The following is a 14409-nucleotide window of genomic DNA, read 5'->3' on the forward strand; positions in this document are numbered from 1 at the left end:
GACCTTTTATTGTCACTGGGATTTGTGCACGGACGGCGCACGGCAGGAAGGTCCCGCATCTTGACCCCTCGACTGAGCCAGCGCGAAGGTCCGCTCTGACCAGTCCCGCCGGATCGCTTCATGGCCGTTTCGGGCTGACTGCCGCCGGTTGCAGTGATCCCAAAGGCGGTTTGGGGCCGATAATATCATGCTGTGGTGCAGAAGTTCGCCGCCGTCCTGCCCGCTGGTGGAAGTGCCGGACAGAACTGCAGTCGGCTGTACAGGACCCGTGTTTGTGGTCTTCGGTGCCCTTGGGCCCTGCGAGCAACGGTCTCGCTGGCCAAGCCGTTCATTCCGCGGCATGAGAGAGCATGGAGCCATGGATCACCCTGTCGATCGCTGCGGCGGCGTTTCAGACCTTGCGGTTCATGCTGCAAAAGCATCTCAGCATGGGCGCGCTCAGTGCGGGCGGCGCGACGCTCGCGCGGTTTGTCTACTCAATGCCCTTCATCATGGTGCTCACGCTTGTCTATCTGGCCGTGAAAGGTGTGGCAGTGCCGGGTCATGCCCCGATCTTCTGGGTCTATGCCGTGATCGGCGGGCTATCGCAGATCACGGCAACATGGTGCGTCGTGGCGCTGTTCGCAGAGCGCAATTTTGCTGTCGGAATAACCCTGAAAAAAACCGAGGTCGTCCAGACTGCGCTCGTGGGGCTGTTGATCCTCGGCGACCGGATTTCGGCGGTCGGGATGGGCGCGATCCTGCTAGGATTCCTTGGCGTGCTCGTCCTGTCCGAGACGCCCGGCTTGGAGGGGCGGGGATGGCGGCATCTGCGTGGCCGTGCCGTGCGGCTGGGGTTGGGCTCGGGGGCATTCTTCGCGCTCTCGGCAGTCGGCTATCGCGGTGCAACCCTCGCGATCGAGAGCGCCGACCCGCTGTTGCGCGCAGGCCTGTCCCTGTCGATCGTGACCGTGATGCAGACCCTCGCGCTGTCGCTGTGGCTAATGTGGCACGAACCGGGGCAGGTTGGACGGGTGATCGCGGCGCGGCGTACCGCCGTCTGGATCGGTCTGACCGGCATGGCCGGAAGCCTTTGCTGGTTCACCGCCTCCACGCTGGAGAATGCGGCGATGGTCTTTGCTGTCGGTCAGGTGGAGGTGATCTTCTCGCTCTTCGCCTCGGTGTTGTTTTTCGGCGAGCGGATCAGCGTGCGGGAAGGCTGGGGCATCGCGCTGATCACAGTGTCCGTGACGGGTGTCATGGCCGTCCGCTGACGCCAGAGGGATTTCGTTGAGGCTACACACACGGAATCCCTCGCTTTTCAGGGGGACTCGCAAAACGTTGAGGTGACGTTGAGGTGAAACGCGCACGCTCTAACACAAGTGAAACACTCGGGTTTTAAGTCTCTGATATATCTTGGAAATTTGGTTGCGGGAGTTGGATTTGAACCAACGACCTTCAGGTTATGAGCCTATCCCGCAGCGAATCCGATAATGTATTTAAATCAAAGATTTAAATGGTAAGCCTGTGATTTCGCCAACTTTCCAACTGCTCATTCACCGACACCCGCACGCATTCACAGGCAGAACCGCGCGCAAATGCGCGTTCGCGCGTTGATGTGGCGTTGATGTAGCTAATTTCTTAGTTCCGCAGGATCTGCATCGCAAAGCATCCTTTTCCCATGACATGGATGTTCGGGCGCAGCATCTGGCACCAAGGGCGAGAAGCGGTAGTGCCATACCTAACGTTCCGTCATCATGGTAGATGCGTCGATGTCGGCCATTCAAGTATTTCGAAATTAACAAACAGCCTCACGGCGAGAAATCAAACGTCGGGTGTGGAACACTATTTGCATCTGCCGCGACGGTCCGCGGATAGCGCAAGTTGCAAACCAAACGGAAGCGATCCGGTCTGTCGCAGCGTTTCGTCTTGTTGACAGTCTGCCATCCAATTGGCGAGAATGTGGTGACCCGCACGTCGGCGGGGGCTTTCCTTGTGTCAAGCGCGTTAATCAAAATCCATTTTCAAGGCCAGCCTGACCTGCATCAGCGCGCCTTGAATAGCCTCGTATTCCGCTTTCATGCGCTCGCGCGGCCCCGCTACCGCGACGCCGAAGAGGTCATCGTACACTATCACCGGAATGGCGATCGCCATAACGTCCGAAACGTTTTCGCCGCAGGTCTGATATACGCCCGCCGCGTGCGCGTCGCGCACTTGCTCGTCCAGCGCGGTCCTCTCGACGACAGTGCTGTCAGTCACCTTGTCGAGCGATAGCTGTGCCAGAATCCGGGCCCTTTCCTCGTTCGGCATCTCGCCAAGCACAAGCTTGCCGATCGCGCTGGAGTGCAGAGGCTTGATGTCGCCCGGCTCAGCGCTGTACCGGATCACCTGCGGGCCCTCTACGACCTCGAGGTAAACGACGCTGTCATCCTGCCGGGTGCCTAGAATCACGGTTTCCTGCGTCGCCTTGCTAAGCTGCCGTAGGTACGGTTCGAAGTAGGACACAATCGGATCATTCACGGCAATGCTTTCTGCCACGCGCAGCAATCTCTTGGTGGGATAGAACCGCTTCGACTTACGGTTAGTATAGAGATATCCGCCCTCTCGCAGGACTGCGACGAGTGCATGGCAAGTGCTGATTGGCGTATTCATGAATTCGGAGATTTCGCTGAGTGAGAGAGGCTTGCCCTCGTTCGCAAAACACTCGAACATCCGTAGCGCCCTTGTTGAAGAAGCGTCTGAGAATTTCATTAAACGAAGCCACTTTCCTTTTCGCGAGAGCCCGAGGAGCGTCAGTTTGGCACCCTTTAGGTGGATCCAAAAGGGTATATATCCCACAATAAAGGTCTTTGTCACCAGTGTCTTGGCAAAGTGTTACCCAGCTCGCATGCAGCCACGGCTTTTAGTCTCGCCGGACACTGCCGGAAGAGCGTTCGGCAATTTTGGTCACCGGCGCATCGGAGGTCGCTGATTGACGCGACCTCACATGCAGGATCAACAAGGCAGCAAAGATAACGAAACCAGCAAGATCTGTGAGCGCACCCGGGATGAGAAGCGCCATCGCCGCGACGAAGCAGACCCCACGTACGGCCAGCGAGATAGGTGTTTCGAAGTACCCTACAGTGGAGACGGTTAGCAGCCCCACCCCAATGGCGCCGGTCACGAAGGCCACCACGGTGTTGGCCGCGGCTCCCTGCATCAGCAGGACGGGATTTTGCACGAAAAGATAAGGCACGAGATAGAGGCTAAGCGACAGCAGGATGGCGAAACCGGCCGTCGGCAACACTTGCCCGCGGCTGATGGCGGTGGCAGCGAAGACTGCGGCGGCGACGGGTGGCGTGATCGCCGCAAGGCAGGCAAAGTAATAGATGAACAAATGCGCCTCAAGCAGCTCTAGCCCGAGACGCCCCAAGGGCGGTCCGAGCACGGCCGCGGCGACCGCGTAGGCCGCCGGCGTGGGCATGCCCATGCCCAGCAGGATTGCGACCATCATCGTAAGGACAAGCGACAGCACCAGCATGTCCTGGCCGAGTGTTACGATGATCTGCGACAAGGTCACACCAAGGCCAGTGAGGTTGATGATCGCTACGATGAGTTGCGCTGCCGCGATGATCATACCGACATAGGCCACGTTCCGCGCCGCCTGGTCCGACATCTTACCGATCCCGCGCCCGATTGTCGCGACCACGAGGCGTCCCCCGCCCTTTTCATGAACCGTAGAAAGCTGGGCGGCAACGAATAGCAGTAGCGCGATAACGATCGCCCAAAGCACGGCGTACTGGACTGTGAACCGGGCGATGACCAGCCCGACGAGTACGCCGATCGGCACAATTAGCACCAGCACTGCCTTCGGCGCATAGGCGATCCGCCGCGAAGGGATCATCTCGACAGGAATGGGTTGCAGACCTTTCTTGCCCGCGAATAACCAGACAGCAAAAAGCAGCCCGATATAAAAAAGTGTGGACGGAATGAGCGCCGCGGCCGCAACGTCAAGATACGATATGCCCAGAAGCTCCGCCATTAGAAAGGCACCAGGACCCATGATCGGCGGCATGAACTGCCCACCCGTGGAGGCCACTGACTCGATCGCGCCAGACAGATTTCGCGAGAATCCCAGGCGGCGCATCAGTGGAATGGTCAGCACTCCTGTGCTGGCGACGTTCGCAACTGCCGAACCGTTGATCATGCCCATAAACGCACTGCCGATCACCGCGACCATGCCGGCACCCCCGCGCAGCCGGCCGCCGATTCGCAGGGCTATATTCAGAAAGGTCTGTCCCGCCCCGCTCGTGTTCAGCAATTCGCCGAAGATCAGGAATAGCGCGACCACGCTCGCGGAGATGCCCACAAGCATGCCTGTCACGCCCTGTGCCCCAAGGAAGAAGCTGAATAGCAGCCGGTCCGCCGTCAACCCGCGGTGTCCCAGTACGCCAGGAATGTAGGGACCGAAAATCGCATAGGCCAGGAACGCCAGAACCAGCCCCACGAAGACCCACCCGAGCGCTCGGCGGATGCATTCCATCAGCGCTAGGAAAAGCGCGCCGCTTAGCGCCCGTTCGACGGAGGGATTAAGGAACCAGTTGGACATTAGGATGGCGTCACTGTGCACAACGAGATAGGAGCCCGCCGAGACTGCCGTAGCGATGACAGCCCAGTCCGCCGCCCTCAGGGCGGGCCGCAGGGGCTGGAACAGCACCGTTAGTACGATTGCCCCGCACAGATGTACGCTGCGCAGCACATGGCTACCGATCATCCCAGATCCTGCAGCGATAAGGTGAAAGACGACCCAGGCCACAGCGATCAGCAAGAGGTAGCGCGGCGTCATGTGGGCCCGTGGCATCGGCGCATGGGGCTCTTCGGACGAAGCGTTTTCGGCCCGGGTCGTCTCGGTCATGGGGTTACTCGGCGGTTATTGCGTCGGGAACGGTGTAACCCTCTTCCTCGAGGTAACGCACCACACCGACATGCAGCGGCGCGACCGCGGCATCAATGGTCAGCTGCGCCGCGTCGATCCCGGCCGCGGGTCTGTAGACCTCGGATGCCGCTGTCTTGCCCTCGTCGGAAAAGATCGCCTTGGCGATATTGTAGGCGGTCTGTTCAGGCAGGGCCGCAGTCGTATTGATACCGATGGCGGTCTGAACCGTGTGAACCGATCCGCCGCTGTCGCCGTAGAATTTGTCGGGGGTCGTTTGAGCGCTGCTGAAGAACGGGTAGGCCTCGGTCACTGCGTTGCGCTGGTCATCGGTCAGGGACAGCATGCGGATATCACGCGAGGATGCCGCCTGTTCGATGTATCCGTCCGGATTGATTCCGCCCTTAACGAACCCGACGAGCTGCCTGTTCTGGAATGCGTCGAGCGCGTCGCTACCTTCGGCGCGCACAAGATCGGGACTTACGCCTATAATTTCGAACACCTTGTCGACCTGTCCCTCAGTCGAAGTGCCGCGGCCGCCGGGATTGAACCGCTCCCCCGCTAGATCAGCGACGGTCTCGATTCCGCTGCCTGATGCAACTACGAAGTTTAGCGGCAGCGGTGCGAAGAAATAGAGTGTCCGCAGGTTATCCGCCGGCTCGCGGAATGGTGCCTCGCCCTGAACTGCTGCGTAATCGGAGGACGTTACCGAAATGCCCATGTCGACCTCGTTGCGCAGAAGTGCCTCAGTCGAAACCTCGGCGCCGCCGAGCTCACGCACGTTCACGTCGATGCCGTCCACCGAGTTGTTGAGGAAGTTGGCGATGCCGACCTGGTAAGCATAGAAGGACGACGCACTGTGCGTCGCACCCATGGTCAGGCGTTCCTGGGCATGCGCGCCGGTGAAGGCCATGGTGGCCGCGATAGCGGCCCCCAGGCCCGTCATCTTGATGATTTTCATGGTTGTCTCCTCCCTTTTGGTGAATTCAGCCGACGCCGAGTTCCCGCGTCAGCTTTTCGTAGGCGTCCGCCAGCGTGCCTTCGGCAAGTTGGCGGTCGCCGGACAGGGCCTCCTCGGCCTGCCGGGCGATCAGGGCGCGCAGGTGGTATCGCCTGCGTCGCTCGTTCGAGAATGCTTTTGGCCGCGCGTCAGCCAGCCACGCGCGGTGCCGGTCTATCTCGTGGCTAAGCCGGTTGACGCCCGCGCCGTCGCCTTGCGTTGCGACAACCGGCGGTGTCCAGTCGCCACGCGCCCGCAGAATGGCGGCAATATCGGCAGCCATGCGTGCGGCACCTGGAGTGTCAGCCTTGGTGACTGCAATTATGTCCGCGACCTCTAGTATCCCGGATTTCATCGCCTGCACGCTGTCTCCGGCGTCAGGCGGCACGATCAGCACGGTGGTGTCGACCAACTCCGCGACCTCCACCTCGGACTGACCGGTGCCCACGGTCTCCAAGAATATCTCGTCAAAGGAGTAGCGTTCCAACGCCACCAGCAGGTCGACGATGTTATCGCACAATCCGTTGCGCGCGCCACGGCTGGACAGAGAGCGAATGAAAAGGCCGGGCAGGTCCGCGATTCGATCCATGCGGATACGGTCGCCGAGAATCGCGCCTCCGCTTATAGGACTCGACGGGTCGATCGCGAGTATCGCCATTGTGTCGGACAGACCCGCGCTTATACGATGGGCGGCAATATTATTGATGAGCGTAGACTTGCCCGCGCCCGGCGGGCCGGTCACGCCAACCCGCGGGCGAACGGCAGGCGAAGCGTCGCCGATCTCTGCCAGCACCCTCTCGACGGGTGCATTGGCGATCCGGGTCAACTCCTGCGAGATGCGCCGGCGTGGTAGCAGCGGGGTCATGTGCCTGTCTCTTGGCCAGGAAGGGTACGGAGGATGGAGTCGTGTTCTCCCAGGGCTGGCGGCGGGCGGACCTCGCATCGGTGGTCTTCATCCTTGATCGGGTTGCCGATCATGCGGAGCGTATCAGTCCCGACCGGTACCTCCACCACCATGTCGCGTGAGGCCGTGAGTTGCCCGTCCAACGCGTCGGGCAGCGTCTGCACGGCCGCCGCCACCACTCCCAGCGGCGCAAGGCGCTCCGCCCAAACCACTGCAGTCTCACTCTGCAGTTCCTCCGCGATTGCCGCGACCACTAAGTCGCGGTTTTCCTGCCTTCCCTTCATCGTGGCGAAGCGCGGATCGTCAAGCCAGTCCGGGCGCGATAACGCCTCCGCGAAGAGGCGCCAGAATTTGTCATGCGTGATGAAAAGCACGAGGTAGCCCTCGCGCGCGGCGAAAAGCTGCGCGGGCACGATGTAAGGGTGCGCGCCGTCCTTGAGTCGCTCTGCCCTGACCCCGGCATTGAGGTAGGCGCTGGCAACATAATTGAGTTGCGACAGCAGCGTATCATACATTGAAACGTCCATTTGCCCGCCGCGGCCTTCAACGATCTTGGCCACGAGCGCCAAGGCGCCCATGATACCGGCGGAGTTGTCGACGGCCGAGTAGCCCGGTTTCACAGGCGGGCCGTTGGGATCACCGGTCATCATCATAACCCCTGTCATCGCCTGGATGACGTAATCATACGCCGGTGACTCTGAGAACGGACCTTCTAGACCGTAACCTGTCAGCGCCACGCAGACGAGGCGCTTGTTCACGTGCCGGAGGACGTCATAGGTCAGTCCCAGTTTCTTTATGGCGGAGGGACGCAGGTTGGTCAGAAGGGCATCCGCTCCACTGGCCAAGCGTCGCAGATCCGCTTGGCCGGCGTCAGAAGTGAGGTCGAGCACGACGCTTTCCTTGCCCCGGTTAAGCGACGCGAAATAGGCATTGTGCGCCCCAATCGTGTGCGGACTGATCGTGCGGCCAATATCACCGTCTGGCCCTTCGATCTTGATGACCCGTGCCCCCAAGTCCGCCAGCAGCATGCCGCAATAAGGCCCCGCAAGCATGTGACCGATCTCCAGAATTGTCTTTCCGCTCAAGGGGCCAGCCATTTCAGGACAACTGCTTTTCGATCTCGGCGAGGACTGCCTCGAGCTTCATTTCACTTGTGAAAATGCCGGCCACGCCGGCCGCGCGCAGCCCGGCGTGGTCCTCGTCGGGTATAGTGCCGCCAACAAAAAGCTTGATGTCCGCTGCAGCCTCTTCTTTCAGCAGCGACACCACATCGGCTACCAGTTCCTTGTGGCTACCGGATAATATAGACAAGCCGACCATATCGACATCCTCGTCCACGGCGATCCTAACTATGTGTTCGGGGCTACGGCGCAGACCAGTGTAGATCACCTCGGCCCCGGCGTCGCGCAAGGCTAGCGCGATGACCTTGGCGCCGACGTCGTGCCCGTCCAATCCTGGTTTCGCGATGAGGATTCGTTTGTTATCGAGTGGCATGGCTCAAAACCTTATGGGTTCTTGGAATTCACCCCACTCCGCCTTGAGCGCGGTGATCATCTCGCCCACGGTTGCGTAAGCGTGGCAACATTCTACGAGATAGGGCATGACGTTCTCGTCGTCGGTCCGGGCCGCGTCCCGAAGGCGGGAAATCGTCTCTTCGACGGCACCATTGTCGCGGTTAGCCACGACATGTTCGAATTTGTCGGTGACGTGCCGCACGGTTTCAGGATCTTGGTGGAACATCTCTCCGGCGTCGGTCTCAGTCTTTTCACGTGTTCCGACGTTAACACCTACGACCGGGCGGGCTCCGGAGTCCGTGGCCAGCTTGCGCTCTCTCGCCCGTTCGGCGATCTGGCTTTGCAGGTAGCCATCCTCGATCGCCTTCACGACACCTCCGTAGTCGTCGATCTCGGTCATGATGCGCACAATCTCCTCCTCCATGCGGTCGGTCAGCCACTCGGTGTAGTAGCTGCCTCCGAGTGGATCGACAGTTCGCGCAACGCCACTTTCATAGGCGACGATCTGCTGGGTCCGAAGCGCGATTTCCGCGCTAGTCTCAGTGGGGATCTGGTAGGCCTCGTCAAAGGCGCAGGTGAAGACCGATTGCGCGCCACCCATCACAGCGGCCAGCGTTTCGATTCCCACGCGCACGATGTTGTTCTGCGGCTGGGCAGCCGTAAGAGAAGAGCCGCCGCATACCACGCCGAAACGGAAGCGCAGAGCCTTCTCGTCAGTCACGCCGTAACGCTCCCGCAGCAGCTTCGCCCAGAGCTTGCGCCCGGCCCGGAACTTGGCCACCTCCTCGAAAAGATCCATGTGAACATAGAAAAAGAAGCTCAGTCGCTTGGCGAAAGCGTTGACGTCACCGCCGCGAGCCTTGAACTCGTCGACATAGGCTAGGCCGTTGGCGAGTGTGTATCCCATCTCCTCGGCTGCGTTGGCGCCCGCGTCGCGTACATGCGCACCGGCGATCGAGATCGGGTTGAAGCGCGGCGTTTCCGAGTTCGCGTAAAGCACGCTGTCAGCGATCAGACGCATTGACTGGCGCACCGGGAATATCCATGTACCCCGGGCTACGTATTCCTTAAGAATATCATTTTGGATCGTGCCGGTCAGCTTTTCTCGCGGCACGCCTTGCTTGTCAGCCACCGCCAGATACATCGCATAAATTATTGCTGCGGTGCCGTTGATTGTGAAAGATGTAGAGATACCCGACAGGTCGATGCCGTCGAAAAGGATCTCGGCCTCGGCGAGGTTCGACAGCGAGACTCCGACCTTGCCGACCTCAGAGCGGGCCATGGGATCATTCGGGTCGTAGCCGCACTGCGTGGGCAGGTCCAGAGCGACCGAAAGGCCCGTCTGTCCGCGATCGAGCAGAAACCGGTAACGTTCGTTGGTGCTCTCGGCCGTGCCGAAGCCAGAGTATTGCCGGATTGTCCACAGGCGACCGCGATAGCCATTCTCAAAAATGCCCCGTGTAAACGGGAACTGCCCGGGCGTCCCGATCGCAATGGAGCCGGCCATGTCCGGTGAGATCATGACAGGCACATTGATCCCGCTGGGCGTACGCGCCAGCGGATCGTCAGTAGCGGGGTCGTGCACGGCGCCCTTGCCACCCAAGCGATAGTCAACGTCGTTCATGGCTACCCCACTTTCCTGTCAAGAAGTTGTTCTACCGCTGCGTCGTGATCGGGATGCGCCCAAGTCATGCCAAAATGCTCGGTTTCGATATGGTCGAGGGCGACACGACCTTCGATGCGCAACGGCATCGCTAGAGCTTTGAAAGCGCGCATGACGTGCGGCGATTGCCTTTGCATAGGGCCGACGAAGTCCGCGACCGTCGCCTCGAACGACGTCTCGGCATCGCCGACAGCATTAACCAGACCTATTTGCCTCGCCGCGGGCGCGTCCAGCACCTCGGACCGTGCAAGTAGTTGCAGCGCCAACGACGGGCCGACAAGCCGCATCAGATCGACGCCACCGCCCCAAGCGGAAGAAATGGCCAGCCGGCCCTGGATGAACCCGATCCGCGCATGCCGCGCCGCTACCCGCATGTCACAGGCCATCGCCAATTCTGCCCCGCCCCCCAAGGCGTCGCCATTGAGCGCGGCAACCACAGGCACCGGGAAGGCCCGGACGGCCGCAAGTGCAAGCTTAGCGTTCTCGGCCATGTCGCGTGCGGCGATTATGCCTTTCACGTCGGCCAGTTCCTTGAGGTCGCCGCCGGACGCAAAAGTTTTTTCGCCCGCGCCCCGGAGAATCGCGCATGACAGGCTCTCATCCGCCGCTGCCGCTTCGAAGAGGCGCCGGAGTTCATCCAGAACCGCGCGACTCAACGGGTTGCGCTTCTCGGCGCGGTTTATGGTGACGCTTAGCATACCGTCCGCGACCTTACTTGTGACGACTTGCTCCGTCATGAAGTGCCCGCCCGGCGCAATCCTGCCCATCGATTCAACATCATCATCGCATCCTCCTCCCGCGCCGCTTTAGATCCAGATCTGTCGACCTTCTCTAAAATCCACAGTTAAATTTCCATTTATCGAACTTTACTTTCATATATGGAATCTACGCGAGGTGCGACATCGAGTCAAATATTTCCGTGCGGTCGGATTGCTCCACTGGAGTGTGGGATGGAACACGTATTCACGGGCAGCGGATGCTGCGCAGGGTGCAAAGCGCCATGGGACAGGGCATTGTTCGACCTCGGATGAGAACGAGCCAAATGCTTGGGCGCTGTAACCCTTGACGTCGAAATCTAGGTCGCACTCGAAGACCTGTATGGTGGCATACACTTCGACGATGCGGTCAAATCGAAACTGCCGGCATTGGCGGTCGGCGTTGACGTCGCGGGGAATCAGGTAATAACGGGTGCCGACAATTACGGCGTGGGGCCTGACCGTGCACTTGCGCGGCTCTGCATCGCCCGCGCTTGTAGGCGATCTCGACCATCGTTGGCCTGCAGAATGATGTGAACAGCAAATTGAGATAATCCGCCGAGACCACCTGCGTTGGGTCCGACCGACAGGGGCAAAGCCGTTCACCAGAAGGAGGATTTGCGAATAGCCCTTTTGCCCCGTTTGCCATGGGGCGCGAATAAGACGCGACAGGACGATCTCTTACATTTTCCTTCGCCATCGCCTCGCTTTCGGCACCATCTCGCGCCGCGCGCCGGATTGTCAGATCAATGGCCGCTAGTTCGTTCTCCGTGAAAACGCGGTGATTGATGTAGGAGACATCCGTCAGTGACCACCGACGCAGGCGATCAGCATCGTTTTTTCCACAGCCGAGAAAAGATCTTCAAACTAGCTGACTATGCGCCGCGCCATGCGCTCCGCGACCGCGAACTCGCCCATGACGTGATGCAAAGAGGTATCCCGATGGCGCGACGCGGCAATTTCAGCCACCCGGTAAAGTTGCGAAACATCGTAGAGGACATGTCCAGTGATCTTCAATCGGCAGCTGAAAAGCCGGGAAAGGCTTTGATCTCACAGGCGCTCTAGGTCGGCTCTCGAGGCGGGATTTTTGCTCACGGAGCACGCGCTCTCAAACATCCAAGCCTCTGACCAGAGTGTGAAATTGCCGCTGACCGGGCCTGTCTGATCCGGCCAGCGGCGCGCAAACGAGAGGAATCTACCAATGGGATTGCCACAACGTGTCTTCTATACTGTTCACGAAGCCGCTGCGCGCTGGGGTTGCACGATATCCGACATCGCCGGGTGGTCCGGTACGGGGTCCCTGAGAGTCGTTACCGGCATTCCCTCCGTCGAATGCGGAGAAAGATCTGCCAGCGGGCTGGTGCAGATCCAGCCAACGGATATCCTGCCGATATTTCGCCGCTGCGGAACCGGGCCGCACTCCGCACCTGTCAAGCGCATCCGTCCGCTTGAGGAGGAAGAGTGGCTGCACATCAGCGCCCCGGAAGAGGGCGTCATCGTCTCGATCGGGGATGTGATGATTCTGGGCAACGATGTTCAGCGCTTCGAGGACGCACATAACCTGTTTGACCGGATCGCAGAAGGCGCCGGGCTGGGCGAGGACGGTGACTACGACTGGGTCGGCATGCATGTCGAGATCACACGTCGCGTGTTCGAAGAGGGCCTGCCCGTCTCGCAGGCGGAATGGATCCGCGAACTTCAGGACTGGTTCTCGAACAATTCACGTGATGGCACCTTCCCCGATGAACGGTCGATCCGACGGCGCCTGAAACCGGTGCTCGACGCGCTGAAGTTCAGGAGATCGAAGGGGTAACCCGACCTGATCTTCCTTGCTCCGACGACGACGAGGAGGACGAGTCCGCGTTGTGAACCAGCTGTGGCCTGGGCCTGAAGGCACTGGCCACGGCATCGACTCCAGCGCGCAAGGGCGAGTCCATGAGATGCGCATAGCGCTGGGTCGTCTGCATCTGGCTGTGGCCCAGCAGCTTGCCGATCATCTCGAGCGAGGCCCCGCCGCTCACCAGCAGCGATGCAAAGGTGTGGCGCAAGTCGTGGATCCGGACATCCTCGATCCCGGCCTCTTTCTGGATGCGCCGCCAGAACCGGCGGATTTCCTGAACGGGCTGACCGGGGGTGTCGCCGGGGAACAGCCAGGGTGATCCCGACACCACCGCAAGGCGCCGCTGGCGTACTATTGCGGCGGCCTCATCCGAGATCGGGACCCGGTGAACCCGGCGCTGCTTGGTCGTGGTGGCGGGCTTGGTCCAGCTCAGATGCTCGATGTTGAAATCCTCGAAGCGGGCCTGCCGCACCTCCCCCACGCGTGCGCCAGTCAGCATGCACAGCCGGATGATGTCCGCCGCGCGTTTATCCTCGGCCGCATCAAGTGCGGCAGCGAGGCGCGCAATTTCGTCCTGTGACAGGTACCGCTCCCGCGGCGTCTCCATCCGGCGGCGAAACCCCATGGCCGGATTGTCCTCGCGCCAGCCCCATTTGACGGCATAGGCGAACATCTTGCGGACCACCTCGCCGACGCGGTTGGCGCGCACCGGCGTCGGCTTGGCGCCCTGCAGCTTGCGCGCGCGATTATTGGGCTTGGCCTTGGCGGGCCGCGCGCGTCCCTCCGCGACCTTGGTCAGGAGCAATTCCACGTCATAAGAACTCACCTCGGCCACCAGTATTCGGCCCCACGCGGGCGCAATGAACTTCTCCATCATTGCCCGCTGATCAGCCGCGTTCCGCTCGGCCAGATGCGTCAGGTGCACCTCGACATAGCGCGCGATCAGATCGGCGACCCGGGGCGCCTCGCGGACAGCACCGCGGCTGGCCAGTGGATCGCCCCCGGCATCGATCTCCCGGCGCAGCTCCCTGGCGCGGGTGCGCGCCGCCGACACGCTCCAGTCCGGCCAGCGACCAAAGGTCATACGGCGCTGGCGTCCTGCGTAGCGGTAATCCAGCGTGAAGGCCCTGCCCCCGCCGCGATAGATACACACGGCGAAGCCGCGCAGCTCGGTGTCGAATATCTGGTAGTCCCGGCCCTCCGCGGGCACGGCATTGCGCAGGACCGCCTCGGTCAGTTTCTGCCTGTCCGGCATTTGCACACCTCTCTCTTGCCCCGTGTGATGACGCGTAAAACGCCGCGTCTATCAAGCAGAGCATGGCGCCGGGGGTGGCAGGGAGGCACGGGGTGGCACGCCGGAGACAGGTGGCGTGCCACCCCTTGTTTTACTGCTGTTTCGGAGCTCCAGCGACAAATGAGAAATCCGCGCCTGTCAAACCGGGCCACGAATCTCACCGGCAAACAGACCTGCAGAGTGCCCAAGCCAAGTGTAAAACCGCCGAATCTTGTAAATTCCCAATGAAATCAGGGGGTGGCACACATTCGTGCGCGGTGCCACCCCCGGTTTGAGCACGAATGCGCGCGAATCCCCTGTAAATCAACGCGAATGCAGCCGAATGCGCGTGAACCGCCGAAAGGCCGAAATTGCTGCATCGCGGCGTCGACCTCGGTATTGCGACGCCAATCTCCCGCAACGCCAATAAAACAAGGGGTGGCACGGGGGTGGCGTTTTGCGTGCCACCCCGTGCCTCCCTGCCACCCCGGGCGATCTGTCTCACTGGCACCAGTCGACGCCCGGTGTTCGGGCGCGCCAATGGGAGATGCCTGATGCAAACGATGAAT

General features: G+C 60.9%; 12 protein-coding genes. 3 read left to right on the forward strand and 9 right to left on the reverse strand.

The window, feature by feature from the left end:
• The first annotated feature begins 350 nt into the window (after nt 1-350).
• Entirely contained in the window at nt 351-1253 is a 903-nt protein-coding gene (locus ACROSR_RS19050) for an EamA family transporter (RefSeq protein WP_432687472.1), read from the forward strand.
• A gap of 733 nt (nt 1254-1986) precedes the next feature.
• On the opposite strand, the gene ACROSR_RS19055 is transcribed toward ACROSR_RS19050, so the two are convergent.
• The 8 genes from ACROSR_RS19055 to ACROSR_RS19090 all read right to left on the reverse strand — a co-directional run bounded on the left by ACROSR_RS19055 (nt 1987) and on the right by ACROSR_RS19090 (nt 10709).
• Complete coding sequence (locus ACROSR_RS19055; RefSeq protein WP_432687473.1) at nt 1987-2730, reverse strand: IclR family transcriptional regulator; 744 nt, start codon at nt 2728-2730, stop codon at nt 1987-1989.
• 151 nt (nt 2731-2881) lie between these two features.
• The gene (locus ACROSR_RS19060) at nt 2882-4873 is read right to left on the reverse strand and encodes a TRAP transporter permease (protein WP_432687474.1); all 1992 of its coding nucleotides are present in this window, start codon (nt 4871-4873) and stop codon (nt 2882-2884) included.
• 4 nt (nt 4874-4877) lie between these two features.
• The gene (locus tag ACROSR_RS19065; protein ID WP_372921864.1) at nt 4878-5852 is read right to left on the reverse strand and encodes a TAXI family TRAP transporter solute-binding subunit; all 975 of its coding nucleotides are present in this window, start codon (nt 5850-5852) and stop codon (nt 4878-4880) included.
• A 25-nt stretch (nt 5853-5877) separates the two neighbouring features.
• Nucleotides 5878-6756, reverse strand: coding sequence for an ArgK/MeaB family GTPase (locus tag ACROSR_RS19070; RefSeq protein ID WP_372921865.1), 879 nt, complete (start codon nt 6754-6756; stop codon nt 5878-5880).
• Complete coding sequence (locus tag ACROSR_RS19075) at nt 6753-7880, reverse strand: CaiB/BaiF CoA transferase family protein (protein WP_432687475.1); 1128 nt, start codon at nt 7878-7880, stop codon at nt 6753-6755. Before ACROSR_RS19075 ends, ACROSR_RS19070 begins: the two co-directional genes overlap by 4 nt.
• Nucleotides 7881-7893: 13 nt before the next feature.
• Complete coding sequence (locus ACROSR_RS19080; RefSeq protein WP_372922998.1) at nt 7894-8289, reverse strand: cobalamin B12-binding domain-containing protein; 396 nt, start codon at nt 8287-8289, stop codon at nt 7894-7896.
• Between the two features lie 3 nt (nt 8290-8292).
• Entirely contained in the window at nt 8293-9933 is a 1641-nt protein-coding gene (locus tag ACROSR_RS19085) for an acyl-CoA mutase large subunit family protein (protein WP_372922999.1), read from the reverse strand.
• 2 nt (nt 9934-9935) lie between these two features.
• Nucleotides 9936-10709, reverse strand: coding sequence for an enoyl-CoA hydratase/isomerase family protein (locus ACROSR_RS19090; protein WP_432687476.1), 774 nt, complete (start codon nt 10707-10709; stop codon nt 9936-9938).
• An 825-nt stretch (nt 10710-11534) separates the two neighbouring features.
• Here ACROSR_RS19090 and ACROSR_RS19100 point away from each other — a divergent pair.
• Both ACROSR_RS19100 and ACROSR_RS19105 read left to right on the forward strand, forming a co-directional pair.
• The gene (locus ACROSR_RS19100; RefSeq protein ID WP_432687478.1) at nt 11535-11792 is read left to right on the forward strand and encodes a hypothetical protein; all 258 of its coding nucleotides are present in this window, start codon (nt 11535-11537) and stop codon (nt 11790-11792) included.
• A gap of 295 nt (nt 11793-12087) precedes the next feature.
• The gene (locus ACROSR_RS19105) at nt 12088-12540 is read left to right on the forward strand and encodes a hypothetical protein (protein WP_432687479.1); all 453 of its coding nucleotides are present in this window, start codon (nt 12088-12090) and stop codon (nt 12538-12540) included.
• On the opposite strand, the gene ACROSR_RS19110 is transcribed toward ACROSR_RS19105, so the two are convergent.
• A complete protein-coding gene (locus ACROSR_RS19110; RefSeq protein ID WP_432687480.1) occupies nt 12521-13822 on the reverse strand; it encodes a tyrosine-type recombinase/integrase in 1302 nt (433 codons plus the stop codon). The genes ACROSR_RS19105 and ACROSR_RS19110 overlap by 20 nt on opposite strands.
• Between the last annotated feature and the right edge of the window lie 587 nt (nt 13823-14409).

This window comes from Roseovarius tibetensis, assembly GCF_050896375.1.
Lineage (GTDB): Bacteria > Pseudomonadota > Alphaproteobacteria > Rhodobacterales > Rhodobacteraceae > Roseovarius > Roseovarius tibetensis.

Bases quoted from the DNA above. Each gene is read 5' to 3' on its own strand.
- ACROSR_RS19055 (WP_432687473.1), bottom strand. From the start codon at position 2,730: ATGAAATTCTCAGACGCTTCTTCAACAAGGGCGCTACGGATGTTCGAG.
- ACROSR_RS19050 (WP_432687472.1), top strand. From the start codon at position 351: ATGGAGCCATGGATCACCCTGTCGATCGCTGCGGCGGCGTTTCAGACC.
- ACROSR_RS19060 (WP_432687474.1), bottom strand. From the start codon at position 4,873: ATGACCGAGACGACCCGGGCCGAAAACGCTTCGTCCGAAGAGCCCCAT.
- ACROSR_RS19070 (WP_372921865.1), bottom strand. From the start codon at position 6,756: ATGACCCCGCTGCTACCACGCCGGCGCATCTCGCAGGAGTTGACCCGG.
- ACROSR_RS19085 (WP_372922999.1), bottom strand. From the start codon at position 9,933: ATGAACGACGTTGACTATCGCTTGGGTGGCAAGGGCGCCGTGCACGAC.
- ACROSR_RS19090 (WP_432687476.1), bottom strand. From the start codon at position 10,709: ATGACGGAGCAAGTCGTCACAAGTAAGGTCGCGGACGGTATGCTAAGC.
- ACROSR_RS19110 (WP_432687480.1), bottom strand. From the start codon at position 13,822: ATGCCGGACAGGCAGAAACTGACCGAGGCGGTCCTGCGCAATGCCGTG.
- ACROSR_RS19080 (WP_372922998.1), bottom strand. From the start codon at position 8,289: ATGCCACTCGATAACAAACGAATCCTCATCGCGAAACCAGGATTGGAC.
- ACROSR_RS19065 (WP_372921864.1), bottom strand. From the start codon at position 5,852: ATGAAAATCATCAAGATGACGGGCCTGGGGGCCGCTATCGCGGCCACC.